22 protein-coding genes and 4 tRNA genes are annotated in these 23,096 nt (G+C 69.7%); 6 read left to right on the forward strand and 20 right to left on the reverse strand.

What is annotated here, in order from left to right; translation table 11 throughout:
- Positions 1-80 precede the first annotated feature (80 nt).
- From rpoB to ACIGQF_RS14625, 8 genes are all read right to left on the reverse strand, one after another.
- Positions 81-3,563: a DNA-directed RNA polymerase subunit beta gene (gene rpoB, locus ACIGQF_RS14590; RefSeq protein ID WP_361558181.1), complete on the reverse strand. Its 3,483-nt coding sequence runs from the start codon at positions 3,561-3,563 to the stop codon at positions 81-83.
- Between the two features lie 617 nt (positions 3,564-4,180).
- Positions 4,181-4,567, reverse strand: a complete 387-nt coding sequence (gene rplL / locus ACIGQF_RS14595; protein WP_030262775.1) for a 50S ribosomal protein L7/L12 — start codon at positions 4,565-4,567, stop codon at positions 4,181-4,183.
- A gap of 128 nt (positions 4,568-4,695) precedes the next feature.
- Entirely contained in the window at positions 4,696-5,223 is a 528-nt protein-coding gene (gene rplJ / locus ACIGQF_RS14600; protein ID WP_361558178.1) for a 50S ribosomal protein L10, read from the reverse strand.
- Positions 5,224-5,637: 414 nt separating this feature from the next.
- The gene (rplA, locus tag ACIGQF_RS14605) at positions 5,638-6,360 is read right to left on the reverse strand and encodes a 50S ribosomal protein L1 (protein WP_399709749.1); all 723 of its coding nucleotides are present in this window, start codon (positions 6,358-6,360) and stop codon (positions 5,638-5,640) included.
- 106 nt (positions 6,361-6,466) lie between these two features.
- Positions 6,467-6,901: a 50S ribosomal protein L11 gene (gene rplK, locus ACIGQF_RS14610; protein ID WP_156726493.1), complete on the reverse strand. Its 435-nt coding sequence runs from the start codon at positions 6,899-6,901 to the stop codon at positions 6,467-6,469.
- Positions 6,902-7,196: 295 nt separating this feature from the next.
- Positions 7,197-8,066, reverse strand: coding sequence for a transcription termination/antitermination protein NusG (nusG, locus tag ACIGQF_RS14615; RefSeq protein ID WP_361558173.1), 870 nt, complete (start codon positions 8,064-8,066; stop codon positions 7,197-7,199).
- A gap of 73 nt (positions 8,067-8,139) precedes the next feature.
- Positions 8,140-8,436, reverse strand: a complete 297-nt coding sequence (gene secE, locus ACIGQF_RS14620) for a preprotein translocase subunit SecE (protein ID WP_030619976.1) — start codon at positions 8,434-8,436, stop codon at positions 8,140-8,142.
- A gap of 110 nt (positions 8,437-8,546) precedes the next feature.
- Positions 8,547-8,619 (reverse strand) — tRNA-Trp (locus ACIGQF_RS14625).
- A 183-nt stretch (positions 8,620-8,802) separates the two neighbouring features.
- Between ACIGQF_RS14625 and ACIGQF_RS14630 the strand changes: the two genes are divergently transcribed.
- Positions 8,803-10,038 carry a pyridoxal phosphate-dependent aminotransferase gene (locus tag ACIGQF_RS14630; protein WP_399709755.1) on the forward strand — a complete coding sequence of 412 codons (1,236 nt, stop codon included), beginning with the start codon at positions 8,803-8,805 and terminating at the stop codon, positions 10,036-10,038.
- A gap of 145 nt (positions 10,039-10,183) precedes the next feature.
- Positions 10,184-11,203: an adenosine deaminase gene (locus tag ACIGQF_RS14635; RefSeq protein ID WP_399709758.1), complete on the forward strand. Its 1,020-nt coding sequence runs from the start codon at positions 10,184-10,186 to the stop codon at positions 11,201-11,203.
- Positions 11,204-11,225: 22 nt separating this feature from the next.
- Here ACIGQF_RS14635 and ACIGQF_RS14640 read toward each other — a convergent pair whose 3' ends face one another.
- On the reverse strand, positions 11,226-11,828 hold the full coding sequence (locus ACIGQF_RS14640; protein WP_399709760.1) for a TetR/AcrR family transcriptional regulator: 603 nt from the start codon (positions 11,826-11,828) through the stop codon (positions 11,226-11,228).
- Positions 11,829-11,899: 71 nt separating this feature from the next.
- Between ACIGQF_RS14640 and ACIGQF_RS14645 the strand changes: the two genes are divergently transcribed.
- A complete protein-coding gene (locus ACIGQF_RS14645) occupies positions 11,900-12,538 on the forward strand; it encodes an NAD(P)-dependent oxidoreductase (protein WP_399709763.1) in 639 nt (212 codons plus the stop codon).
- 15 nt (positions 12,539-12,553) lie between these two features.
- Here the strand turns inward: ACIGQF_RS14645 and ACIGQF_RS14650 are convergent, their stop codons facing one another.
- From ACIGQF_RS14650 to ACIGQF_RS14675, 6 genes are all read right to left on the reverse strand, one after another.
- On the reverse strand, positions 12,554-13,609 hold the full coding sequence (locus ACIGQF_RS14650) for a UDP-N-acetylmuramate dehydrogenase (RefSeq protein ID WP_399709766.1): 1,056 nt from the start codon (positions 13,607-13,609) through the stop codon (positions 12,554-12,556).
- Positions 13,610-13,721: 112 nt separating this feature from the next.
- Positions 13,722-14,156 (reverse strand): MaoC family dehydratase, encoded by a 435-nt coding sequence (locus tag ACIGQF_RS14655; RefSeq protein WP_399709769.1) that lies wholly within the window; start codon positions 14,154-14,156, stop codon positions 13,722-13,724.
- Complete coding sequence (locus ACIGQF_RS14660) at positions 14,153-14,617, reverse strand: MaoC family dehydratase N-terminal domain-containing protein (protein ID WP_399709772.1); 465 nt, start codon at positions 14,615-14,617, stop codon at positions 14,153-14,155. Before ACIGQF_RS14660 ends, ACIGQF_RS14655 begins: the two co-directional genes overlap by 4 nt.
- Positions 14,618-14,717: 100 nt before the next feature.
- Positions 14,718-14,882, reverse strand: coding sequence for a 50S ribosomal protein L33 (gene rpmG, locus ACIGQF_RS14665; RefSeq protein WP_003956487.1), 165 nt, complete (start codon positions 14,880-14,882; stop codon positions 14,718-14,720).
- 88 nt (positions 14,883-14,970) lie between these two features.
- Positions 14,971-15,043: transfer RNA gene (locus tag ACIGQF_RS14670), tRNA-Met, on the reverse strand.
- 46 nt (positions 15,044-15,089) lie between these two features.
- A tRNA-Thr gene (locus ACIGQF_RS14675) sits at positions 15,090-15,162 on the reverse strand.
- Between the two features lie 172 nt (positions 15,163-15,334).
- Here ACIGQF_RS14675 and ACIGQF_RS14680 point away from each other — a divergent pair.
- Both ACIGQF_RS14680 and ACIGQF_RS14685 read left to right on the forward strand, forming a co-directional pair.
- A complete protein-coding gene (locus ACIGQF_RS14680) occupies positions 15,335-16,594 on the forward strand; it encodes an amidohydrolase family protein (protein WP_399709775.1) in 1,260 nt (419 codons plus the stop codon).
- Positions 16,595-16,754: 160 nt separating this feature from the next.
- The gene (locus tag ACIGQF_RS14685; RefSeq protein ID WP_399709778.1) at positions 16,755-17,417 is read left to right on the forward strand and encodes an SDR family oxidoreductase; all 663 of its coding nucleotides are present in this window, start codon (positions 16,755-16,757) and stop codon (positions 17,415-17,417) included.
- A 101-nt stretch (positions 17,418-17,518) separates the two neighbouring features.
- Here ACIGQF_RS14685 and ACIGQF_RS14690 read toward each other — a convergent pair.
- A tRNA-Tyr gene (locus tag ACIGQF_RS14690) sits at positions 17,519-17,600 on the reverse strand.
- Positions 17,601-17,799: 199 nt separating this feature from the next.
- Between ACIGQF_RS14690 and ACIGQF_RS14695 the strand changes: the two genes are divergently transcribed.
- Positions 17,800-18,288: a YajQ family cyclic di-GMP-binding protein gene (locus ACIGQF_RS14695; protein WP_227046462.1), complete on the forward strand. Its 489-nt coding sequence runs from the start codon at positions 17,800-17,802 to the stop codon at positions 18,286-18,288.
- Positions 18,289-18,418: 130 nt separating this feature from the next.
- Here the strand turns inward: ACIGQF_RS14695 and ACIGQF_RS14700 are convergent, their stop codons facing one another.
- From ACIGQF_RS14700 to ACIGQF_RS14715, 4 genes are all read right to left on the reverse strand, one after another.
- Complete coding sequence (locus ACIGQF_RS14700) at positions 18,419-18,811, reverse strand: YccF domain-containing protein (RefSeq protein WP_362212854.1); 393 nt, start codon at positions 18,809-18,811, stop codon at positions 18,419-18,421.
- The gene (gene htpX, locus ACIGQF_RS14705) at positions 18,808-19,671 is read right to left on the reverse strand and encodes a zinc metalloprotease HtpX (protein ID WP_362212851.1); all 864 of its coding nucleotides are present in this window, start codon (positions 19,669-19,671) and stop codon (positions 18,808-18,810) included. The genes ACIGQF_RS14700 and htpX overlap by 4 nt, the downstream gene beginning before the upstream one ends.
- A 158-nt stretch (positions 19,672-19,829) precedes the next feature.
- Positions 19,830-21,413, reverse strand: coding sequence for an NADH-quinone oxidoreductase subunit N (locus ACIGQF_RS14710; protein ID WP_399710152.1), 1,584 nt, complete (start codon positions 21,411-21,413; stop codon positions 19,830-19,832).
- A gap of 2 nt (positions 21,414-21,415) precedes the next feature.
- On the reverse strand, positions 21,416-23,095 hold the full coding sequence (locus ACIGQF_RS14715) for a NuoM family protein (RefSeq protein ID WP_399709782.1): 1,680 nt from the start codon (positions 23,093-23,095) through the stop codon (positions 21,416-21,418).
- Position 23,096: the final 1 nt, after the last annotated feature.

A 23,096-nucleotide genomic window follows, 5' to 3' on the forward strand; every position in this document is an offset into this window, starting at 1 on the left:
TTCAGGGTCGAGTCTCAATCATGGTCTGAGGGGGTCCGGGGTGGGGCCGGGACCTCGCGGGGAGGTCCCGGCCAGACCCGTCAGACCTCTTCGACGCTGCTCGGCTCGCGCCGGGACAGGTCGATACCGAGCTCTTCCGCCGCGCGGAAGACGTCCTCGTCGGTGTCGCGCATCTCGATGGACATGCCGTCCGAGGACAGCACCTCCACGTTCAGGCACAGCGACTGCATTTCCTTGATGAGCACCTTGAAGGACTCGGGAATGCCGGGCTCGGGGATGTTCTCGCCCTTGACGATGGCCTCGTAGACCTTCACGCGGCCGGTCACGTCGTCGGACTTGATCGTCAGCAGCTCCTGGAGGGCGTAAGCGGCGCCGTACGCCTCCAGCGCCCACACCTCCATCTCACCGAAGCGCTGGCCACCGAACTGGGCCTTACCACCCAGCGGCTGCTGGGTGATCATCGAGTACGGACCGGTCGAGCGGGCGTGGAGCTTGTCGTCGACCAGGTGGTGGAGCTTGAGGATGTACATGTACCCGACCGAGATCGGGTCCGGGAACGGCTCGCCGGAGCGGCCGTCGAAGAGCTGCGCCTTGCCGGAGCTCTTGACCATGCGCTCGCCGTCGCGGTTCGGCAGCGTGGAGTCGAAGAGACCCTGCAGCTCGTCCTGGCGCGCACCGTCGAAGACCGGCGTGGCGACGTTGGTCCGCGGCGCGACGTCGTCGGCGCCGATGGACTGCAGACGCTGCTGCCACTCCTCGGCACCCTCGACCTTCCAGCCCTGGCTGGCGAGCCAGCCGAGGTGGATCTCCAGGACCTGTCCCGGGTTCATTCGGGACGGGACACCCAGCGGGTTGAGGATGATGTCGACCGGGGTGCCGTCCTCCAGGAACGGCATGTCCTCGACGGGCAGGATCTTCGAGATGACGCCCTTGTTGCCGTGGCGGCCTGCGAGCTTGTCACCGTCGGTGATCTTGCGCTTCTGCGCGACGTAGACGCGGACCAGCTGGTTCACGCCCGGGGGCAGCTCGTCGCCCTCCTCGCGGTCGAAGACGCGCACGCCGATGACCTTGCCGGTCTCACCGTGCGGCACCTTCAGCGAGGTGTCGCGGACCTCACGGGCCTTCTCACCGAAGATCGCGCGGAGCAGGCGCTCCTCCGGGGTCAGCTCGGTCTCACCCTTCGGGGTGACCTTGCCGACCAGGATGTCGCCGGCGACGACCTCGGCACCGATGCGGATGATGCCGCGCTCGTCGAGGTCGGCGAGGACCTCCTCGGAGACGTTCGGGATGTCCCGGGTGATCTCCTCGGGGCCCAGCTTGGTGTCACGGGCGTCGACCTCGTGCTCCTCGATGTGGATCGAGGAGAGGACGTCGTCCTGCACGAGGCGCTGCGACAGGATGATCGCGTCCTCGTAGTTGTGACCCTCCCACGGCATGAACGCCACGAGCAGGTTCTTGCCGAGCGCCATCTCGCCTTCGTCCGTGGACGGACCGTCGGCGAGGACCTGGCCCTCGATGACCCGCGCGCCCTCGTCCACGACGACCTTCTGGTTGAAGGAGGTGCCCTGGTTGGAGCGGGTGAACTTGGCGACGCGGTACGTGGTGTACGTGCCGTCGTCGTTGGCGACGGTGATGTAGTCCGCGGAGACCTCCTGGACCACACCGTCCTTCTCGGCCTTGATGACGTCACCGGCGTCGACCGCGCAGCGGTACTCCATGCCGGTACCGACCAGCGGTGCCTCGGCCTTGATGAGCGGCACGGCCTGGCGCATCATGTTCGAGCCCATGAGCGCGCGGTTGGCGTCGTCGTGCTCGAGGAACGGAATCATGGCGGTCGCGGCCGACACCATCTGGCGCGGCGAGACGTCCATGAAGTCCACCTCGTCGACGGTGACGAGGTCGGCCTCGCCGCCACGACGGCGGACCAGGACACGCTGCTCGGCGAAGCGCATGTCCTCGGTCAGCGGCGCGTTCGCCTGGGCGATGATGAAGCGGTCTTCCTCATCGGCCGTGAGGTACTTGACCTCTTCGGTGACCTGGCCGTCGACGACGCGGCGGTACGGGGTCTCGATGAAGCCGAAGACGTTCACCCGGCCGTACGAGGCGAGCGAACCGATCAGACCAATGTTGGGACCCTCGGGGGTCTCGATCGGGCACATGCGGCCGTAGTGCGACGGGTGCACGTCACGGACGTCCAGGCCGGCCCGCTCACGGGAGAGACCACCCGGGCCCAGCGCCGACAGACGACGCTTGTGGGTCAGACCCGACAGCGGGTTGGTCTGGTCCATGAACTGGGACAGCTGGCTGGTGCCGAAGAACTCCTTGATGGAGGCGACGACCGGCCGGATGTTGATCAGGGTCTGCGGCGTGATCGCCTCGACGTCCTGGGTGGTCATGCGCTCACGCACGACGCGCTCCATACGGGCGAGACCCGTACGGACCTGGTTCTGGATCAGCTCGCCGACGTTGCGCAGGCGGCGGTTGCCGAAGTGGTCGATGTCGTCGGTCTCGACGACGATCTCCGTGCCGTTCTCGCCGATCGTCTCGGTCTCGCCGGCGTGCAGCTTCACGAGGTACTTGATCGTGGCGATGATGTCGTCGGTGGTCAGCACACCGGCGTCGAGCGGCTCGTCCCCGCCCAGCTTCTTGTTGACCTTGTAGCGGCCGACCTTCGCGAGGTCGTAGCGCTTCGGGTTGAAGTAGAGGTTCTCCAGCAGCGTCTGCGCGGCCTCACGCGTCGGCGGCTCGCCCGGGCGCAGCTTGCGGTAGATGTCGAGCAGCGCGTCGTCCTGGCCCTGGGTGTGGTCCTTCTCCAGGGTGGCGCGCATCGACTCGTACTCGCCGAACTCCTCCAGGATCTGCTCGGTCGTCCAGCCGAGGGCCTTGAGGAGGACGGTGACCGACTGCTTGCGCTTGCGGTCGATGCGGACACCGACCATGTCGCGCTTGTCGATCTCCATCTCCAGCCAGGCACCCCGGGACGGGATGATCTTGGCGGAGAAGATGTCCTTGTCGGACGTCTTGTCGATCTGGCTGTCGAAGTAGACGCCCGGCGAGCGGACCAGCTGCGAGACGACGACACGCTCGGTGCCGTTGATGCAGAAGGTGCCCTTGTTGGTCATGAGCGGGAAGTCGCCCATGAAGACCGTCTGGGACTTGATCTCGCCGGTCTCGTTGTTGGTGAATTCGGCGGTGACGAACAGCGGAGCCGCGTACGTGAAGTCGCGCTCCTTGCACTCGTCGATGCTGTTCTTCGGGGGCTCGAAGCGGTGGTCGCGGAACGTCAGCGACATCGACCCGGAGAAGTCCTCGATCGGGGAGATCTCTTCGAAGATCTCCTCCAGACCGGACTTGGTGGGGACGTCCTGACCGGACTCCAGCGCAGCCTCGACGCGACCCTTCCATGCGGCGTTGCCGAGCAGCCAGTCGAAGCTTTCGGTCTGCAGCGCAAGGAGGTTCGGAACCCCGAGGGGCTCCTTGATCTTCGCAAAAGAGATGCGCAGCGGGGCGGTGCTGTCGCCGTTGTTCGTATTGGCAGTCGAGGCGTTGCGCGAGGCGGCCAAGAGGGGGTCCTTCCGAGGGCTCGGACTCACTACGCGCGTACCGGTCCCACGTCCGCTCAACGGCCAGGAAATCCCTGGTCAGGGATGTCTGAACCGCAGTGCTGAGATGTGGGTATGCCCCTGGTGACGGGCAGGGAGCAGCTAACAGGCAGCGCAAAGGGTCAGTGTAGCCACTCGGCACACTGATGTCCAGCCCGGGTTTTCGGAGACCGGCTCTGCACCCAATCTCTCCTCCGGAAGGTGACTCCCTCTAAGAGGGATACCCCTCGTTGTAGTTCTTCACGCTCAGCGCCTGCTGCATACCGTGCGCCCCTGGGCGCACATCGATACTGCCCTCTTCGTCGGCGATCCATGCCTCGGACTCCGGATCGCTTCCGACGTCGCGTCCCTGAGAATTGCGCGCCGCGTGCTGTTCGTCAAGGCCCCCCACCCCTGCGAGATCGTCACGGGACACATGGGCCGGACAACGAAGATCACCATACTCGCACGGCAGTGCGCGGCAACCCGGCAAGGACATCGGAACGCCGAAGGGCGACCACCCGCATGGGTGATCGCCCTTGGCACGGGACCCGGTGAGACCGGGGTCCCGGAGGTGTTCAGTCAGCGACTGACAGAGGTCACTTGACCTCGACGGAGGCGCCGGCGCCCTCGAGGGCCTCCTTGGCCTTGTCAGCGGCGTCCTTGGCGACCTTCTCGAGGACCGGCTTCGGGGTGCCGTCGACGAGGTCCTTGGCCTCCTTCAGACCCAGGGAGGTCAGCTCACGCACGACCTTAATGACCTGGATCTTCTTGTCGCCCGCACCGGTGAGGATGACGTCGAACTCGTCCTGCTCCTCAGCGGCCTCGGCGGCCGGGGCGCCCGGGGCACCGGCGGCGGCAACGGCGACCGGGGCGGCGGCCTCGACGTCGAACTTCTCCTCGAAGGCCTTCACGAACTCGGAGAGCTCGATGAGGGTCATCTCCTCGAACTGCGCGAGCAGGTCTTCCTGGCTGAGCTTCGCCATGGTGGCGGTCCTTCCACTAAATCGGCTGGTGCCGGATGTACATGTCGGCGGGCGTACGTCTGGCCCGCTGTGGCCTCCCCGCGCTCAGGCGTGCTGCCTGGGCAGGGGCTGCCAATGTGCGAGCCGAATTACTCGGCACCGCCCTGCTCGGCCTTGCTGCGAAGCGCGTCCGCGGTGCGGGCGAACTTCGTGAGCGGGGCCTGGAAGGTCGCCGCGGCCTTGGCCATGGATCCCTTCATGGCGCCCGCCAGCTTGGCGAGCAGAACCTCGCGGGACTCGAGGTCCGCAAGCTTCTTGATGTCGTCAGCGGAGAGTGCCTTCCCCTCGAAGACACCGCCCTTGATGACGAGGTTCTGGTTCTCCTTGGCGAAGTCACGAAGACCCTTCGCCGCCTCGACCGGGTCACCGGTGACGAAGGCGACGGCCGTCGAGCCCACAAGGTGCTCGTCCAGCACGGAGATCCCGGCCTCCTGGGCCGCGATCTTGGTCAGCGTGTTCTTCACCACACGGTACTGAGCGTTGTCACCGAGCGAACGACGCAGCTGCTTGAGCTGCGCAACAGAAAGTCCGGTGTACGCAGTGACGACAGCGGCGTTGGAGTTACGGAACTTGTCCGTGATCTCCTCGACAGCATCGACCTTGTCAGGACTTGCCATGAGCCTCGGCCTCCTTCCGGGTGATGAGGACCGCGCAGAAGGGGCTGGGCAAAACAAACGCCCCGGCGCAGGCGCACGGGGCAGACTCGACCGGATACATGCGTATCCGGGAATTCTTCCAGCGTCACCTGCGCAGGCCGTCCGCAGCTAGCGGATCCTTCGGCCACCGCACACCCGGATGGGCGCACAGAGACAACCAGCGGTCTTTGGCTTCTCCGTTACGGTACGCGAACCACTCGCGTGCAGGCAAATCGCCTCCGTACGGCCCTACCGCCGCGGGCCGCTCCTCCCGCCCGCCGCCGGCCCCGGAGCCCCGTACGGGCCGCTCAGGCGCCGTACAAAAGGGCCGGGCCCCGCACCTGAGGAAACAGGTGCGGGGCCCGGCTCACGCAGTACGCGCGGCTGTCGTCAGGCTCAGACGGCGGCCGGGTCCTCCTCGACGAGGAGGTTGCGGGTGCGGTTGGCGTCCAGCGGAATGCCGGGGCCCATCGTGGTGGTGATGGTGGCCTTCTTGATGTAGCGGCCCTTGGCGGCGGACGGCTTGAGGCGGTTGATCTCCTCGAGCGCCGCGGCGTAGTTCTCCACCAGCTTGGTGTCGTCGAAGGACACCTTGCCGATGATGAAGTGGAGGTTCGCGTGCTTGTCCACGCGGAACTCGATCTTGCCGCCCTTGATGTCGGTGACAGCCTTGGCGACATCCGGGGTGACGGTGCCGGTCTTCGGGTTCGGCATCAGACCACGGGGACCGAGCACGCGGCCGAGGCGGCCGACCTTGCCCATGAGGTCCGGGGTGGCGACGACGGCGTCGAAGTCCAGACGGCCCTTGGAGACCTCGTCGATGAGCTCGTCCGCGCCGACGATGTCGGCGCCGGCGGCTTCCGCGGCCGCAGCACGGTCGCCGGTCGCGAAGACCAGGACCCGGGCGGTCTTACCGGTGCCGTGCGGGAGGTTCACGGTGCCACGGACCATCTGGTCGGCCTTGCGCGGGTCGACACCCAGACGCATGGCAACCTCGACGGTCGCGTCGAACTTGGCGGACGAGGTGTCCTTGGCGAGACGAACGGCCTCGAGCGGGGCGTACAGACGCTCCCGGTCGATCTTCGCGTCCGCGTTGCGAAGAGTCTTGCTGCGCTTCACTGCTGCTCCTGAATGCAGTTACGCCATGCGGCTCGTGCCGCCTGGCAGGTGGAGTCGTGGTCCGGGCCAGCGCCTGGCCCTGCCACGTAGGTACGACGAGGCTCGGTCAGCCCTCGACCGTGATGCCCATGGACCGGGCGGTACCCGCGATGATCTTCGACGCGGCGTCCAGGTCGTTGGCGTTCAGGTCTTCCATCTTGGTCTGCGCGATCTCACGGATCTGCGCCTCGGTGACCTTGGCGACCTTGGTCTTGTGGGGCTCGCCGGAGCCCTTCTCCACGCCCGCGGCCTTCAGGATCATCTTGGCGGCCGGCGGGGTCTTCGTGATGAAGGTGAAGGAGCGGTCCTCGTAGACCGTGATCTCCACCGGCACGACCCAACCGCGCTGCGACTCGGTCGCGGCGTTGTAGGCCTTGCAGAACTCCATGATGTTGACGCCGTGCTGACCCAGCGCGGGGCCGACCGGCGGAGCCGGGTTCGCGGCGCCGGCCTGGATCTGGAGCTTGATGAGCCCCGTGACCTTCTTCTTCTTGGGAGGCATGCTCTCTCCGGGTCCTGTTTTCCCGCGCTCGCCTCCGGGCGCTCAAATCCGGCGTCGACGGTCGACCGTGCTCGGGGCCTCGTGCCTCGGGCCCTCCGCGCGCTCTCCCTTTCGACACCGGCGCGCCCTTCGGCTCGCACGGCATGTGAGAGGTGTTTCGCCGCCTATCCGGTCATCCGGATGGAGGCATACCGCACAACGATAACGGGTATAGAGGTGCGGCTAAAAACCGAGCAGGTCAGGCCGGTCGCGATGACCCGCCTGACCTGCTCGGAAGTGCGTGTTCCAGGAGGTGTCAGTTCTTCTGGATCTGGTCGAAGCTCAGCTCGACCGGGGTCTCGCGGCCGAAGATCTCGACGAGACCCTTGACCTTCTTCGAGTCGGCGTTGATCTCGTTGATCGTGGCCTGCAGCGTGGCGAACGGGCCGTCGGTGACGGTGACCGAGTCGCCCACCTCGAAGTCCAGCACCTGGACCTCGACCTTGCGCTGCGGCGCCGGCTTGCCCTCGGCCTCGGCGGCCTCCTTGGCGGCCTTCTCCTCGGCCTCCGGGGCGAGCATCTTGACGATCTCGTCGAGCGTGAGCGGGTACGGGTCGTAGGCGTTGCCCACGAAGCCGGTGACACCCGGGGTGTTGCGGACGACGCCCCAGGACTCGTTCGTCAGGTCCATGCGCACGAGCACATAGCCCGGGAGCTTGTTCTGACGGACGTTCTTCCGCTCGCCGTTCTTGATCTGGACGATCTCTTCCTCGGGGACCTCGGCCTGGTAGATGAAGTCCTCGACGTTGAGCGAGACGGCGCGCTGCTCCAGGTTGGCCTTCACGCGCTTCTCGTAGCCCGCGTAGGTGTGGATGACGTACCACTCGCCGGGGAGACCGCGCAGCTCGTCGCGGAGCGCCGCGATCGGGTCGACGGGCTCCTCGTCCTCTGCATCCTCGGCGACCTCTTCGGTGGCCTCGGCCTCGTCCTCGACGTGCACCGCCGCTTCTTCGGCGGGCTCGCCGGCGGCAGCGTCCTCCGCGTCGAGCTCGTCGACGGCGTCGGCGCCCTCGACGATCTCCTGCGGGGTGTCGTCGCCCTCGACCTCGGCCGTAGCCGCCGCGTCGACGTCGGCCGCTGCCGCCGCGACGGGCTCGGCGGGCTCGTTCAGGTTCGGGTCAGACACTGTGGCTGCTTCTTCCTGGCTTCAAGGGGTTGAACATGCGAACGGGCGCCCGCTTCAGGCGCCCATCGCGGGATCAGGCGAAGACGTAATCGACGACTTCTTTGATTCCCAAGTCAATCACGGTTACGAGACCGATGACGATGACTACGAAGACGATCACCACGGTGGTGTACGTCGAAAGCTGATTTCGCGTCGGCCAGACGACCTTGCGGAGCTCCGCGATGATCTGGCGGTAGAACAGTGCGAGCCGGGCGAGAGGGCCCTTCTTGCCGCGCTTGCCGCCGCGGCGGGGCTTCTTCTTGGACTCGGTGGCGTCGTCATCGGAGCGACCACGCTCAGGCATGTCGATGGAGCCCAGGGCGTCCGTCACTCGTCCTCACCTGAATCCGGGTCGTGGCCGTGCCGCGCCCGGTAGAGCCCGCACGGCGGTGCATTGCCTTACGTACGCGTGCACGCACCCCGGTGAAGAAGTGCGTGTAGCAGGGCCGGAGGGACTTGAACCCCCAACCGCTGGTTTTGGAGACCAGTGCTCTACCAATTGAGCTACGACCCTTTGTGGTTCCCCCAACCTACAGCATGCGACCGGCGCAGTGTGCGCACGGCCGATGACGACCCGTCGGGGAGCCAACGGTGGTCGAGTGTACGTGGTCAGCGGCCGGGCGTCGAACGGGAACCTCCGGGGCGGCCGGGACAAACCCCTGTGCCGGGCACCCGGCCGGTCTGGGACGATGCAGGTATGAGTGCTGCTACTCCTCCCGCACAGTCCCCTACCGAGCGTCGCGTGTCGGCCCGTGTCGGCGCGATCTCCGAGTCCGCCACGCTGGCCGTGGACGCCAAGGCCAAGGCCCTGAAGGCCGCCGGGCGCCCGGTGATCGGCTTCGGCGCCGGTGAGCCCGACTTCCCGACCCCGGACTACATCGTCGAGGCCGCGGTCGAGGCCTGCCGCAACCCCAAGTTCCACCGCTACACGCCGGCCGGCGGCCTCCCGGAGCTGAAGTCCGCGATCGCCGCGAAGACGCTGCGCGACTCGGGGTACGAGGTCGAGGCCGCCAACATCCTGGTGACCAATGGTGGCAAGCAGGCCATCTACGAGGCGTTCGCGGCGATCCTCGACCCGGGCGACGAGGTCATCGTCCCGGCCCCGTACTGGACCACCTACCCCGAGTCGATCCAGCTCGCGGGCGGTGTCCCGGTCCCGGTCGTGGCCGACGAGACGACCGGCTACCGCGTGAGCGTGGAGCAGCTGGAGGCGGCCCGCACGGAGAACACCAAGGTCGTGCTCTTCGTGTCGCCGTCCAACCCGACCGGCGCGGTCTACAGCCGCGAGCAGGTCGAGGCGATCGGCCGCTGGGCCGCCGAGCACGGCCTGTGGGTCATGACGGACGAGATCTACGAGCACCTCGTCTACGGCGACGCGGAGTTCTCCTCGCTGCCCGTCGTGGTGCCGGAGCTGCGCGACAAGTGCGTCGTCGTCAACGGCGTGGCGAAGACGTACGCCATGACCGGCTGGCGGGTGGGCTGGGTCATCGGCCCCAAGGACGTCATCAAGGCCGCGACCAACCTGCAGTCGCACGCCACGTCGAACGTCTCCAACGTCGCGCAGGCCGCCGCCATCGCGGCCGTCTCCGGCGATCTGAAGGCCGTCGACGAGATGAAGGTCGCCTTCGACCGCCGCCGCAAGAAGATCGTGCAGATGCTGAACGAGATCGACGGCATCGTGTGCCCGGAGCCGGAGGGCGCGTTCTACGCGTACCCGTCGGTGAAGGGCCTGCTCGGCAAGGAGATCCGCGGCAAGCGTCCGCAGACCTCCGTGGAGCTGGCCGAGGTCATCCTGGAGGAGGCCGAGGTCGCGGTCGTCCCGGGCGAGGCCTTCGGTACCCCGGGCTACCTGCGCCTCTCGTACGCGCTGGGCGACGAGGACCTCGTCGAGGGCGTGTCGCGCATCCAGAAGCTGCTGGCCGAGGCGAAGTGACCTCACCACCTCCGAATTTTCGGAGGTGAACAGACGAACGGCGGGTCCCGGAAGTTGTCCGGGACCCGCCGTTCGTCTGTTCGCGGAACCCTCCGTTCGGGAAGGGGCCTACCGGATCGGCGGTTGTGTGCGGCAAGATCCTGGAATGGAGCGTGCCCGAGATCTCCGTCTGCTGCCCAAGGCCCATCTGCATCTGCACTTCACCGGCTCGATGCGGTCCTCGACCCTGCTGGAACTCGCCGAGAAGTACGGCGTCCACCTGCCGGAGGCGCTGAGCGGCGGTGAGCCGCCGAAGCTGCGGGCGACCGACGAGCGGGGCTGGTTCAGATTCCAGCGGCTCTACGACATCGCGCGGTCCTGCCTGAGAACGCCCGAGGACATCCAGCGGCTGGTGCGCGAGGCGGCCGAGGAGGACGTCCGGGACGGCTCCCGCTGGCTGGAGATCCAGGTCGACCCGACCTCGTACGCGCCACGGCTGGGCGGGCTGATCCCGGCGCTGGAGATCATCCTCGACGCGGTGGCCGCCGCCTCCCGCGAGACCGGACTCGGCATGCGCGTCCTGGTCGCCGCGAACCGTATGAAGCACCCGCTGGACGCCCGTACGCTGGCCCGCCTTGCGGTGCGCTACGCCGACCACGGGGTGGTGGGTTTCGGCCTCTCCAACGACGAACGGCGGGGTTTCGCGCGCGACTTCGACCGGGCGTTCGCGATCGCCCGGGACGGCGGGCTGCTCGCCGCCCCGCACGGCGGCGAGCTGTCGGGCCCCGCGAGCGTCCGGGACTGCCTGGACGACCTGCACGCCGGCCGGGTCGGGCACGGCGTACGGGCCGCCGAGGACTCGCGCCTGCTGGGGCGGCTGGCGGACTCCGGGGTGACCTGCGAGGTGTGCCCGGCCTCGAACGTGGCGCTGGGCGTGTACGAGAAGCCCGAGGACGTGCCTCTGCGGACGCTGTTCGACGCCGGGGTGCCGATGGCGCTGGGCGCGGACGACCCGCTGCTCTTCGGGTCCCGGCTGGCGGCGCAGTACGAGATCGCCCGCGAGCACCACGGCTTCTCGGACGCCGAACTGGCCGAGCTGGCCCGGCAGTCGGTACGCGGCTCCCGTGCGCCGCTGGACGAGCAGCGGCGGCTGGTGGCGGACATCGACGCCTGGCTGGCGGGCTGAGCGGCGCGGGCCCCGAGGGGCCTCAGCCGATGCCCGTGAGGACCGTACGGGCCAGCCGCGCGGCGAATTCGTCCGCTCCTCCGCCCTGCCCGGCGTCCGGCGCCGCGAAGGCCGTGAAGAAGACGTGCTGGAAGCAGGCGCCGAGCAGCAGCGCGGCGGCGGCCTCGGGGTCGGCGTCGGCCCGGATGCGGCCGCGGTCCCGTTCGCGGCGCAGGTAGCGGGCGAGCTGGTCGCGCGGTTCCTGCGGCCCGGTGCCCAGCTCCGCCAGCCCTTCCCGGTGCCGCCGGAGCAGCGCGGGCTCGGCGAAGAGCGAGCCGGCGATCGGCAGGGTCTGCGCGTACAGGTCCACGGCCCGGCGGGCGACGGCCGTCAGGCACTCCGCCACGGTGCGCTCCCCCGGGTCCGCGGTGAGCTCCTCCAGCAGCGGGCCGACGCTCGGCAGCCGCTCCTTGAGCACCCGTACGAAGATCTCCTCCTTGTTCGCGAAGTGCTTGTAGAGCGCGGCTTCGGAGCAGCCGGCGCCGCGCGCGATCTCCTTGGTCGTGACGCGGGCGAGGCCGGTGGTGCGCAGCAGTTCGTGGGCCGCGTCGAGGATTCGTACCGGCGTTGACTTCTGGGTGGGCATTCACTCACCCTAAGGGGTGAGTGGGCACTTACTCACCCCTTGCTCACGCTTCTCTTGGAGGTGCGGACATCATGGCGCTCCGGCTCACGGTCTTCGGCGCGACCGGCGGTATCGGACAGGAGATCGTCAAGCAGGGCCTCGCGGCGGGCCACGAGGTGACGGCGGTGGTGCGTGATCCCGCGCGGCTGACGGTCTCGGGGCCGGGCCTGGAGGTGGTGCGGGCGGAGCTCGCGGACCCGGAGGCGCTGCGCCCGGCGGTGGCGGGGCGGGACGCGGTGCTCTCGGGGCTGGGCGCGCGCTCTCGTAAGGAGGCGGGGACCGCCACCCGGGTGACCGTCCCCGTCCTGCGCGCCATGGAGGCGGAGCAGGTACGCCGCCTCCTGGTGGTGAGCGCGGCACCCGTGGGCCCGGTGCCGGCGGGCGAGCCGTTCCTGGACCGGGCGGTGCGGGCGGTGATCGGCACGGTCCTGAAGGACATCTACACCGACCTCACCGCGATGGAGGCGGAGCTGGCCCGCTCCACCACGGACTGGACGGCCGTGCGCCCGCCGAAGCTGACCGACGGGCCGGCGACCGGCACGTATCGCACGGCCGTCGGCGGAACGCCGCGCAGCGGCCGGACGATCTCCCGCGCCGACGTGGCGCACGCGATGCTCGCGATGGCCACGGACGCGGCGACCGTGAAGCAGGGCGTGGGCGTGGCCTACTGAGCCACGCCGCGCGCCTCAGAGCCCGACGCCCACCATCACGGGCTCGTTGACCAGGGTCACCCCGAAGGCCGCGCGCACGCCGTCGCGCACCTCGCGCGCCAGCGCGAGCAGGTCCTCCGTCGTCGCCGCTCCCCTGTTGGTGAGCGCGAGCGTGTGCTTGGTGGAGATCCGGGCCGGCCCGTCGCCGTACCCCTTGGTGAAGCCGGCCTTGTCGATCACCCAGGCGGCCGAGGTCTTCGTCCGCCCGTCCCCGGTGGGGAAGGCGGGCGGCATGACGTCGTCGCCGAGCCGCGCGTGCACCTTGGCGACGAACTCCTGGTACTCGTCGGCCGTGAGGATCGGGTTGGTGAAGAAGGAACCCGCCGACCAGGTGTCGTGGTCCTCGGGGTCCAGGACCATGCCCTTGCCCGCGCGCAGCTTGAGCACGGTCTCGCGGGCGGTCGCCGCCGGCACCCGGTCCCCCGCCTCGACGCCCAGCACGCGGGCGGTCTCGGGGTACTTGATGGGCGCGGACAGGCCGTCGGCGTCCTCCAGGGCGAAGCGGACGCGCAGCACGACGTACCGCTCGGGGTGCTCCTTGAAGCGGCTGTGCCGGTACGAGAAGTCGCACTCGGCGTTCGTCAGCGTCACCGTCTCGTCCGCCTGGCGGTCGAAAGCGATCACTTCGGTGATGGTGGACGACACTTCCTGGCCGTACGCACCCACGTTCTGGATGGGCGTGGCGCCCGCCGAACCGGGGATGCCGGCCAGGCACTCGACGCCCGCCAGGCCCGCCTCGACCGTGCGGGCCACGGCGTCGGACCAGTTCTCACCGGCCGCGAGGGTCAGTTCGGTGCCGTCCAGCGCGAAGCCGCGGGTCGCGATGCGCAGCGCGGTGCCCTCGAAACCCTTGTCACCGATGACGAGGTTGGAACCGCCGCCGACGAGCAGCAGCGGGGTGCCGCTCGCGTCGGCCTCGCGGACGGCCGCGATCACCTCGTCGTCGGTCGTGGCCGTGACGAGCCGCGCGGCGGGTCCGCCGAGCCGGAAGGTGGTCAGGGGGGCGAGGGGGGCGTCGTGAAGTTCCTGCACCCCGCAAGGGTATGCCGTTGAAGTGTTGCGCGTGCACCTCTGTAGCGGTGCCCTCAGCGCACGGAAGCGCCCCCGGCACCGGGCCGGGAGCGCCCCCTGCACATCCGGCGTCTCAGGCGAGCCGTACGACAGCCCGCGACATCCCCAGCACCTTCTGCCCGGCGCTGGTGGCCGTCAGGTCGACCCGTACCGTCCGCGCGTCGTCGTCGAGCTTCGCCGCGACCTTCCCGGAGACCTCGATCACCGCACCCTGGTCGTCGTTCGGCACGACCACCGGCTTGGTGAAGCGCACGCCGTACTCGGCCACCGCCGCCGGGTCGCCCGCCCAGTCCGTGATCACCCGGGCCGCCTCGGCCATGGTGAACATGCCGTGCGCGATGACGTCCGGGAGGCCCACCTCCTTGGCGAACTTCTCGTTCCAGTGGATCGGGTTGAAGTCGCCGGACGCGCCCGCGTACCGGACGAGCGTGGCGCGCGTCACGGGGAAGGTCTGCGCGGGCAGTTCCGTGCCGACCTCGACGTCGTCGTAAGAGATCTTCGCCGTCATCGCTGTCGGGCCTCCTCGTCGGCCGCGCGGGCCACCAGCTTGGTGACGGCCGTCACCACGTGCTCGCCGGCCTCGTCGTACACCTCGCCGCGGACGTCGAGGATGTCGTTGCCCGCGAGGGACTTGATCGTCTCGATGGTGGAGGTGACGGTCAGCCGGTCACCGGAGCGCACCGGACGGGTGTACGAGAACTTCTGGTCGCCGTGCACCACCCGGCTGTAATCCAGGCCCAGCTGCGGGTCCTCGATCACCTGGCCTGCGGCCTGGAAAGTGATGGCGAACACAAAAGTCGGCGGAGCGATCACATCGGGGTGACCGAGCGCCTTGGCGGCTTCGGTGTCCGTGTAGACCGGGTTGGTGTCACCGATCGCCTCGGCGAATTCCCGGATCTTCTCGCGGCCCACTTCGTACGGAGTGGTGGGCGGATACGTCCGTCCGACAAAGGACTGATCGAGCGCCATGGCTCGCAACCTCCTGAGGTGTGACGCAGGCTCCAACGCCACAAGGCCGCCCCCGGTGTGGGGGCGGCCTCGTGGTTACTGCTTCAGTACAGCGCCTTTGTTATCGCGTCTCGCGGTGCGCAGTGTGCGAGTTGCAACGCGGGCAGTGCTTCTTCATCTCAAGACGGTCCGGGTTGTTACGCCGGTTCTTCTTGGTGATGTAGTTCCGCTCCTTGCACTCCACGCAGGCCAGCGTGATCTTCGGGCGGACGTCGGTGGCAGCCACGTGAGTGCTCCTTGACGAACAAGATGGACGGATTAACGCATGAAGAGTAGCCGATCGGAGGACCGACCCCACAATCGGCTACTGTGTGTAGCGGTGACCGGACTTGAACCGGTGACACAGCGATTATGAGCCGCTTGCTCTACCGACTGAGCTACACCGCTGTGATGCGAGTGGGACTCACCCGAAGGTGAGTACCTCACACACCAGAGCCCCAATACGGAATCGAACCGTAGACCTTCTCCTTACCATGGAGACGCTCTGCCGACTGAGCTATTGGGGCGAGCGATGAAGACATTACACGGCCGACAGCCAAACGTGAAATCCGAATCGGCCCGTCGCCCCAACTGCCACGTGCACCACACCGGTACGACTATTCCGCGCCTGCTCGAACGCGCCCGTACCGCGCCCTAGGCTCGGACCACGCTGCGTGATCTTGCACCCCTAGGAGCGCGATGGCCGACAGCAGTCAGCAGCCGAATCCGGGGAAGCCGCACGGGGCCGGCCGGTCCGAGCGGCCCGAGGCGAACTCCCTGACGCTGTGCGGCGCCCGGCTGGCCGACGGCCGGACGGTGGACGTCCGGCTCGGCGGCGGGCGCATCGAGGCGGTCGGCACGGCGGGCCGGCTCGACGCCCGGGGGCACCGCATCGACCTGCACGGCTATCTGCTGCTGCCGGCCCCGGCCGAGCCGCACGCGCACTGTGACACGGCACTGACCGCCGACTGCTCCGGGCCCGCCTCCGACGCCCCGGACGACGTGCAGCGCCGCACCACGGAGTCGGCGCTGCTGCACCTCGGGCACGGCGCGACGGCGCTGCGGACGCACGTACGAATCGGTGATGTCTCCGGGCTGCGCTCGCTGGAGGCCGTCCTCCAGGCCCGCCGGACGCTGCACGACCTCGCCGACCTGACCGCCGTGGCCGTACCGCGGCTGCTGACCGGTGCCGCGGGCGCGGACGGACTGGCGATGCTGCGGGACGCGGTGGAGATGGGCGCCACGGTCGTCGGCGGCTGCCCCGACCTGGACCCCGACCCGGCGGGCTACGCGGAGACGGTCCTGGAGCTGGCCGCCGAGCACGGCTGCGCCGTGGACCTGCACACCGACGGCGACGACCCGGCCCGGCTGGGGCGGCTGGCCGCTATGGCCGGCGGGCTACGGCCCGGTGTGGCCATCGGGCCGTGCGCGGGGCTGGGCCGGATGCCGTGGCGGGTGGCCGCGCGCGCTGCCGAGCAGCTGGCGGCGGCCGGGGTCACGGTCGTCTGCCTGCCGCAGGGCGACTGCACGGGCCTGGAGCGGCCGTCCTCGCAGGTGACGGGCCCGGCACCGGTACGGCTGCTGCGGGCGGCCGGGGTGCGGGTCACGGCGGGCAGCGGCGCCCTCCGGGACGCGGCGAACCCGGTCGGCCGGGGCGACCCGCTGGAGGCCGCGTATCTGCTCGCGGCGCGCGGCGAGGCGACCCCCGAAGAGGCGTACGAGGCGGTGAGCGCGGCGGCGCGGGAGACGCTGGGCCTCCCGGAGGTGCGCGTGGAGGCGGGCTTCCCGGCCGAGCTGCTGGCCCTGCGCGGGAACAGCGTCGCGGCCGCGCTGTCCCTGGCGTACAGCCGGATCGTGGTGCACCGGGGGCGGGTGGTGGCCCGGACGAGCGCGGTCCGCGAGTACTGCGACTCCGAGGCGACGGTGGCGCTGGAGCTGCCGCGCCAGTCGCAGCGCTGAGCGGCCGTACGGCGCGTGCGGGGCACCGGCGGGTGTCCGGGGATGTTCGGCCACGTCCCGCGGGCGCGCTGTGCGCCGGATGGCGTGGAAAGCGCGCGCCCGACGGCGTGTGCGGGGCTTCGGCGCCCGGTCCGCCGCGTGCGGGCGTACGGTCGGGATCATGCGCATTGTCATCGCAGGAGGACATGGTCAGATCGCGTTGCGGCTGGAGCGTCTGCTCGCCGCCCGCGGGGACGAGGTCGCGGGCATCGTCCGGCGGCCCGAACAGGCCGGGGATCTGCTGGCCGCGGGCGCCGAACCGGTCGTGTGCGACCTGGAGAAAGCGTCGGCCGGCGAGGTCGCGCGGCATCTGGACGGCGCGGACGCCGCGGTCTTCGCCGCGGGCGCGGGCCCCGGCAGCGGTGAGGACCGCAAGGAGACCGTGGACCGGGACGCCGCCAAGCTCTTCGCGAACGCGGCGGAGGCCGCCGGCGTACGGCGGTTCGTGGTGATCTCGGCCATGGGCGCGGACCACGAGCCGCCGGAGGGCACGGACCCGGTGTTCGCCGCCTACCTGCGCGCGAAGGGCGCGGCGGACGCTGACGTACGGGCCAGGACGGCCCTGGACTGGACGATTCTGCGGCCGGGCCGGCTGACGAACGACCCGGGCACCGGGTCGGTGCGGCTGGCCGAGTCCACGGGCCGGGGCGAGGTCTCCCGGGACGACGTGGCGGCGGTGCTGGTCGCCCTGCTGGACGAGCCGGCGACGAGCGGCCGGACGCTGGAGCTGATCGGCGGCGACACCCCGATCGAGGACGCGGTACGGAACGCGGCCCGGTCCTGAGTACCGGGCCTTCGGCGGCCGGCCGCCGAAGGCCCCACCGCCGCACCGTGCAGCGGAAACGCCAAAGGCCCCCACTCTCGTGGGGGCCTTTCGCTCTCCTGTGGCGGCGCCAGGATTCGAACCTGGGAAGGCTGAGCCGGCAGATTTACAGTCTGCTCCCTTTGGCCGCTCGGGCACACCGCCTGGGATTGCTGCCGGGAGTCCCGCCTGGGCGGTGCTCCGTGGCAACGACGTAAACCATACCTGATGGCGGGGGGTGGTCCGCCACTCGGTTCCGCGCGCCCTGATCATGACCGGGCCGCGGCGCGGGTGGCTAGGCTTGCGGGGCGGTCCGGGACGGGCCGCGTCCCTGACGGATCTACCCACGAGGAGCCAACTCAACATGGCCGACTCCAGTTTCGACATCGTCTCGAAGGTCGAGCGGCAGGAGGTCGACAACGCCCTCAACCAGGCCGCCAAGGAGATCTCGCAGCGCTACGACTTCAAGGGCGTGGGCGCGTCGATCGAGTGGTCCGGCGAGAAGATCGAGATGCGTGCCAACGCCGAGGAGCGGGTGAAGGCTGTCCTCGACATCTTCCAGTCCAAGCTGGTCAAGCGCGGGATCTCGCTGAAGGCCCTGGACGCGGGCGAGCCGCAGGCCTCCGGCAAGGAGTACAAGATCTTCGCTTCGATCGAGGAGGGCATCTCCCAGGACAACGCGAAGAAGGTCGCCAAGATCATCCGCGATGAGGGCCCCAAGGGCGTCAAGGCCCAGGTCCAGGGTGACGAGCTGCGCGTCTCCTCCAAGAGCCGCGACGACCTCCAGTCCGTCCAGCAGCTCCTGAAGGGCAAGGACCTGGACTTCGCCATCCAGTTCGTGAACTACCGGTAGGCGCTGCGCCCACGGGCCACGGACACACCGGACGGGGCGGCACCGCACACCGCGGGCCGCCCCGTCGGCGTACCCGGGCACGGGCGGCCGGGCGGGGGCGCGGGGCCCGCCGCGGGCCGTCCGGGCCGCCTCAGCGTGCCGCGAAGGGCTGGTCCGTGGGGACGATCTCGCGGCCCAGGGGCATCAGGGAGACCGGGATCAGCTTGAAGTTGGCGATGCCGAACGGGATCCCGATGATCGTGACGCACAGGGCGACGCCCGTGACGATGTGCCCGATCGCCAGCCACCAGCCCGCGAGCAGCAGCCAGATGCCGTTGCCCAGGCAGGAGGCGGCGCCCGCGTCGCGCCGGTCGACCGTGGTGCGGCCGAACGGCCAGAGGGCGTACACGCCGATCCGGAAGGAGGCTATGCCCCACGGGATCGTGACGATCAGGATGCACATGATCACGCCGGCCAGGGCGTATCCGAGGAACAGCCAGAAGCCGGAGAGGACGAGCCAGATGACATTCAGGATGGTTTTCACGGTCGGTACCCTGCCAGTTCCTCCAGACGGCTGATGCGCTCCCGCATGGGCGGGTGTGTCGAGAAGAGCCTGGAGAGCCCCTCACCGGCCCGGAACGGGTTGGCGATCATCATGTGGCTCGCCGTTTCCAGCCGCGGCTCGGGCGGCAGCGGTAGCTGCTGGGTGCCGTACTCCAGCTTCCGCAGGGCCGAGGCCAGGGCGAGCGGGTCGCCGGTCAGCCGGGCTCCGGAGGCGTCCGCCTCGTACTCCCGGGAGCGGCTGACGGCGAGTTGGATGAGGGACGCGGCGACCGGCCCGAGGATCATGATCAGCAGCATGCCGAACAGCCCGGGGCCCTCGTCGTCGTCCGACCTGCCGATCGGGATCAGCCAGGCGAAGTTCACCAGGAACATCACCACGGAGGCGAGCGCGCCCGCGACCGAGGAGATCAGGATGTCCCGGTTGTAGACATGGCTGAGCTCGTGCCCGATGACGCCGCGCAGCTCGCGCTCGTCCAGCAGCTGCAGGATGCCCTCGGTGCAGCAGACCGCGGCGTTGCGCGGGTTGCGCCCGGTGGCGAAGGCGTTGGGGGCCTGGGTGGGCGAGATGTACAGGCGCGGCATGGGCTGGCGGGCTGCCGTGGAGAGCTCGCGGACCATGCGGTAGAGCTGCGGCGCCTGGAACTCGCTGACCGGACGGGCCCGCATGGCGCGCAGGGCGAGCTTGTCGCTGTTCCAGTACGCGTACGCGTTGGTGCCCAGCGCGACGAGGACGGCGACGACCAGGCCCGTACGGCCGAACATACTGCCGATGACGATGATGAGCGCGGACAGTCCTCCGAGGAGAACCGCGGTCCTGAGCCCGTTGTGCCGGCGGTGCACGGTACGCCCTCCAGGTGGTGCGGCAGGGGAACCCTTTGCGATCACGTGTCCACTTTTCAGTGGACCCTCCGTTTCTGGTCAACGCCAGACGGCGGAGCGTGGTTCCCTGCACCCCCTGGAGGGGGCGTTCGTCCGTTCGAGTGTTCCTCTTCGGGGCGCTAGAGCAGTGCCCCGGAGGCGAAGCGCAGCACGAGCTGCGGCGCCCCGGAGAGCACGATGCCGACGAGCGCGGTGAGGCCGACCGCGGTGGCGAGCGCGGCCGGGATGCGCGGCCGGGCGACGGGCACGGCCGCGCCCTCGGGGGCGGCCTCCGGCGCGCGGAAGAGGACCGCGGTCCACTGCAGGTAGTAGTAGAGCGCGATCACGACGTTCACGGCCATCACGACGGCCAGCCAGGCCAGGCCCGCGTCGACGGCCGCGGAGAAGACCGTGACCTTGGCGAACAGGCCGATGATGCCCGGCGGCAGACCCGCCAGGCACAGCAGGAAGAAGCCGAGGGCGAGCGCGTACAGAGGGCGGGAGGCGTACAGGCCCCGGTAGTCGGCGATGCGGTTGTCCGGGTGCGTACGGGCCACGAGGGCGGCCACCGCGAAGGCCCCGAGGTTCACCGCCGCGTACATCAGGGCGTACGCCACCGTGGAGCCGACGGCGTGTGCGGCGTCGTCGGCATAGGCGGCGGACGCGATCGGCACCAGCAGATACCCGGCCTGGCCCACGGAGGACCAGGCGAGCAGGCGGACGGCGCTGTGCGCACGGTCGGGGCGCTGGCGCAGCGCGGCGACGTTGCCGACCGTCATGGTGAGCGCGGCCAGTACGGCGAGCACGGGGCCCCAGACATCGCCGTACGAGGGGAACGCCTCGACGGTGACGACGATCAGGCCGGAGAAGCCGACTGCCTTGCCGACCACGGAGAGGTACGCGGCCACGGGGAGCGGCGCGCCCACATACGTGTCGGGCACCCAGAAGTGGAAGGGCGCGACGGCTGTCTTGAAAGCGAAGCCCACGAGGGTGAGCGCGACGCCGGCCTTGGCGAGGACGTCGAGCTGCGGGTCCGGGTGCGTGAGGGCCTCGGCGACCCGGTCCAGGTGCAGGCTGCCCGTGGCGGCGTACACGAAGCTGACGCCGAGCAGCATGACCGCGGTGGCCGTGACCGAGGAGAGGAAGAACTTCAGCGCCGCCTCGGAGGAGAGCTTGTCGCCGCGCCGGATGCCCACGAGGGCGAAGACGGGCAGCGAGGCCACTTCGAGGGCGATGACCAGCGTGGCGAGATCCCGGGAGGCCGGGAGCAGGGCCGCGCCGGCCGCGGAGGACAGCAGCAGGAACCAGAACTCACCGCCGGGCAGCTTCTGGTCCTTGATCGGATTGATCGACAGCAGCGCGGTGAGCAGCGCACCGCCCAGGACGAGCAGCTGGATGACCACAGCGAAGTGGTCGGCGGCGTAGCTGCACACCTCGGGGCGCGCGGTCAGGCAGAAGGTGGTGCGGTCGCCCCTGAGGAGGGGCAGCAGGGACAGTCCGGCCAGGACCAGGCCCGCGACGCTGATCCAGCCGAGTACCGGCTTGCGGCGCTCGGGGAGGAAGAGATCGGTGACGAGCACGATCAGCGCGAAGAGCGCGGCGAGGGTCGGCGGGGCGATGGCGAGCCAGTCGACGGACTGGACGAGGCTCGCGACACCGCCGGCGGCCTGCGCGGCGGTGCCGTCGGCCACTGCGCTCCCGGCGCCCGCGGCGAGGACAGTCATCATCAGCTACCGCCTCCGAGGAGGTTCTGCACGGCCGGGTCGGTGAGGCCCAGCAGGGCCGCCGGCCAGAGACCGGCGAGGACGGTGAGGGCGGCCAGCGGGGTCCAGGCCACGTACTCGTAGGGGGCGACGTCGGGGACGGCGGGGGCCCGCTCCTTGACCGCGGTGGGGGCCGTGGCGACGGTGGTCGAGGCGGCCGGGCCGGAGGCCACCCCGGCGGTCGCGCCCTCGCCGGTGGCGGCGGCCAGCGCGTCCTGCTCGGCGGTCTCCTTGCTGCCCATGCAGACCCGGCGGACGACGATCAGGAGGTACGCGGCGGTGAGCAGGGTGCCGATGCCCGCCAGGACCATGAAGGTCAGGAAGGCGGGTCGGCTGAGGCCGGCCGCGGGCTTGAACGCGCCGAACATCGCGAGCATCTCGCCCCAGAAGCCGGCCAGGCCCGGCAGGCCGAGCGAGGCGATCGCGGCGAAGGCGAGCAGGCCGCCGAAGCGGGGCGCGCGGCCGTAGAGCGCGGCGCCGGTGCGGCCCGCGAGCCGGTCCAGGTCGGTGGTCCCGTACCGGTCCTTGAGCGCGCCGACCAGGAAGAAGAGCAGGCCGGTGATGAGGCCGTGGGCGATGTTGGCGAAGAGCGCGCCGTTGATGCCGGTGGGCGTCATGGAGGCGATGCCGAGCAGCACGAAGCCCATGTGGCCGACCGAGCTGTACGCGATCAGGCGCTTGAGGTCGCCCTTCGCACCGCGGCGGGCCAGCGCCAGGCAGGCGAGCGAGCCGTAGATGATCCCGATCGCGGCGAAGGCGGCGAGGTACGGCGCGAAGGTGTGCATGCCGTCCGGCGCGATCGGCAGGGCGATGCGCACGAAACCGTACGTGCCCATCTTCAGCAGGACGCCGGCCAGCAGGACCGAGCCGACGGTGGGCGCCGCGGTGTGGGCGTCGGGCAGCCAGCTGTGCAGCGGCCACATCGGCGCCTTGACCGCCAGGCCGATGCCGATCGCGAGCACGGCGAGCAGCTGAACGGTGTGGCTGAGCTGGGACTTCGGGCCGTTGTCAGTGGCGAGTGCCACCATGTCGAACGTGCCGGACTTCAGGCCGATGAGGAGGAGGCCCAGCAGCATCACGACGGAGCCGAGCAGCGTGTAGAGGATGAATTTCCACGCCGCGTACGTCCTGTTCTCCCCGCCCCAGCGGTTGATCAGGAAGTACATCGGGATGAGGACCATCTCGAAGGCGAGGAAGAAGAGCATCAGGTCCAGCACGGCGAAGGTCGCCAGGGTGCCGGACTCCAGCACGAGGATCAGCGCGACGAATGCCTTGGGGGACGGGCCCGCCGGCATTTTGAAGTACGAGTACAGCGCGCAGAGGAAGGTCAGCAGCGCGGTCAGGACCAGGAGGGGGAGCGAGATGCCGTCGATGCCGAGGTGGATACGGATGCCGAGCGCCGGGATCCAGCTGATATCCGTCTGACCCTGCATCTCCGCGGGCTTGGCGTGGTCGAAGCCGGCCGCGAGCGCGATGGACGCGGCCAGCACGACACCGGTGACGGTCACGCCGTGGCGGAGCACGGCCTGGTCCGGGTTGCGGCCCTTCAGTCCCGGCGGCGCTGGGAGCAGCGCCGCGAGCGCGCCGATCAGCGGGAGCACGACGACGCCCGCGAGAAGGATCTGCATGACGGTGTGATTCATC

The organism is Streptomyces sp. NPDC053560, assembly GCF_044544605.1.
Taxonomy (GTDB): domain Bacteria; phylum Actinomycetota; class Actinomycetes; order Streptomycetales; family Streptomycetaceae; genus Streptomyces.

Bases quoted from the DNA above. Each gene is read 5' to 3' on its own strand.
- ACIGQF_RS14635 (WP_399709758.1), top strand. From the start codon at position 10,184: ATGGAGCGTGCCCGAGATCTCCGTCTGCTGCCCAAGGCCCATCTGCAT.
- ACIGQF_RS14645 (WP_399709763.1), top strand. From the start codon at position 11,900: ATGGCGCTCCGGCTCACGGTCTTCGGCGCGACCGGCGGTATCGGACAG.
- ACIGQF_RS14640 (WP_399709760.1), bottom strand. From the start codon at position 11,828: ATGCCCACCCAGAAGTCAACGCCGGTACGAATCCTCGACGCGGCCCAC.
- ACIGQF_RS14680 (WP_399709775.1), top strand. From the start codon at position 15,335: ATGGCCGACAGCAGTCAGCAGCCGAATCCGGGGAAGCCGCACGGGGCC.
- ACIGQF_RS14695 (WP_227046462.1), top strand. From the start codon at position 17,800: ATGGCCGACTCCAGTTTCGACATCGTCTCGAAGGTCGAGCGGCAGGAG.
- ACIGQF_RS14655 (WP_399709769.1), bottom strand. From the start codon at position 14,156: ATGACGGCGAAGATCTCTTACGACGACGTCGAGGTCGGCACGGAACTG.
- ACIGQF_RS14660 (WP_399709772.1), bottom strand. From the start codon at position 14,617: ATGGCGCTCGATCAGTCCTTTGTCGGACGGACGTATCCGCCCACCACT.
- ACIGQF_RS14715 (WP_399709782.1), bottom strand. From the start codon at position 23,095: ATGAATCACACCGTCATGCAGATCCTTCTCGCGGGCGTCGTCGTGCTC.
- ACIGQF_RS14685 (WP_399709778.1), top strand. From the start codon at position 16,755: ATGCGCATTGTCATCGCAGGAGGACATGGTCAGATCGCGTTGCGGCTG.
- ACIGQF_RS14710 (WP_399710152.1), bottom strand. From the start codon at position 21,413: ATGACTGTCCTCGCCGCGGGCGCCGGGAGCGCAGTGGCCGACGGCACC.
- rplK (WP_156726493.1), bottom strand. From the start codon at position 6,901: ATGCCTCCCAAGAAGAAGAAGGTCACGGGGCTCATCAAGCTCCAGATC.
- rplL (WP_030262775.1), bottom strand. From the start codon at position 4,567: ATGGCGAAGCTCAGCCAGGAAGACCTGCTCGCGCAGTTCGAGGAGATG.
- ACIGQF_RS14630 (WP_399709755.1), top strand. From the start codon at position 8,803: ATGAGTGCTGCTACTCCTCCCGCACAGTCCCCTACCGAGCGTCGCGTG.
- rplJ (WP_361558178.1), bottom strand. From the start codon at position 5,223: ATGGCAAGTCCTGACAAGGTCGATGCTGTCGAGGAGATCACGGACAAG.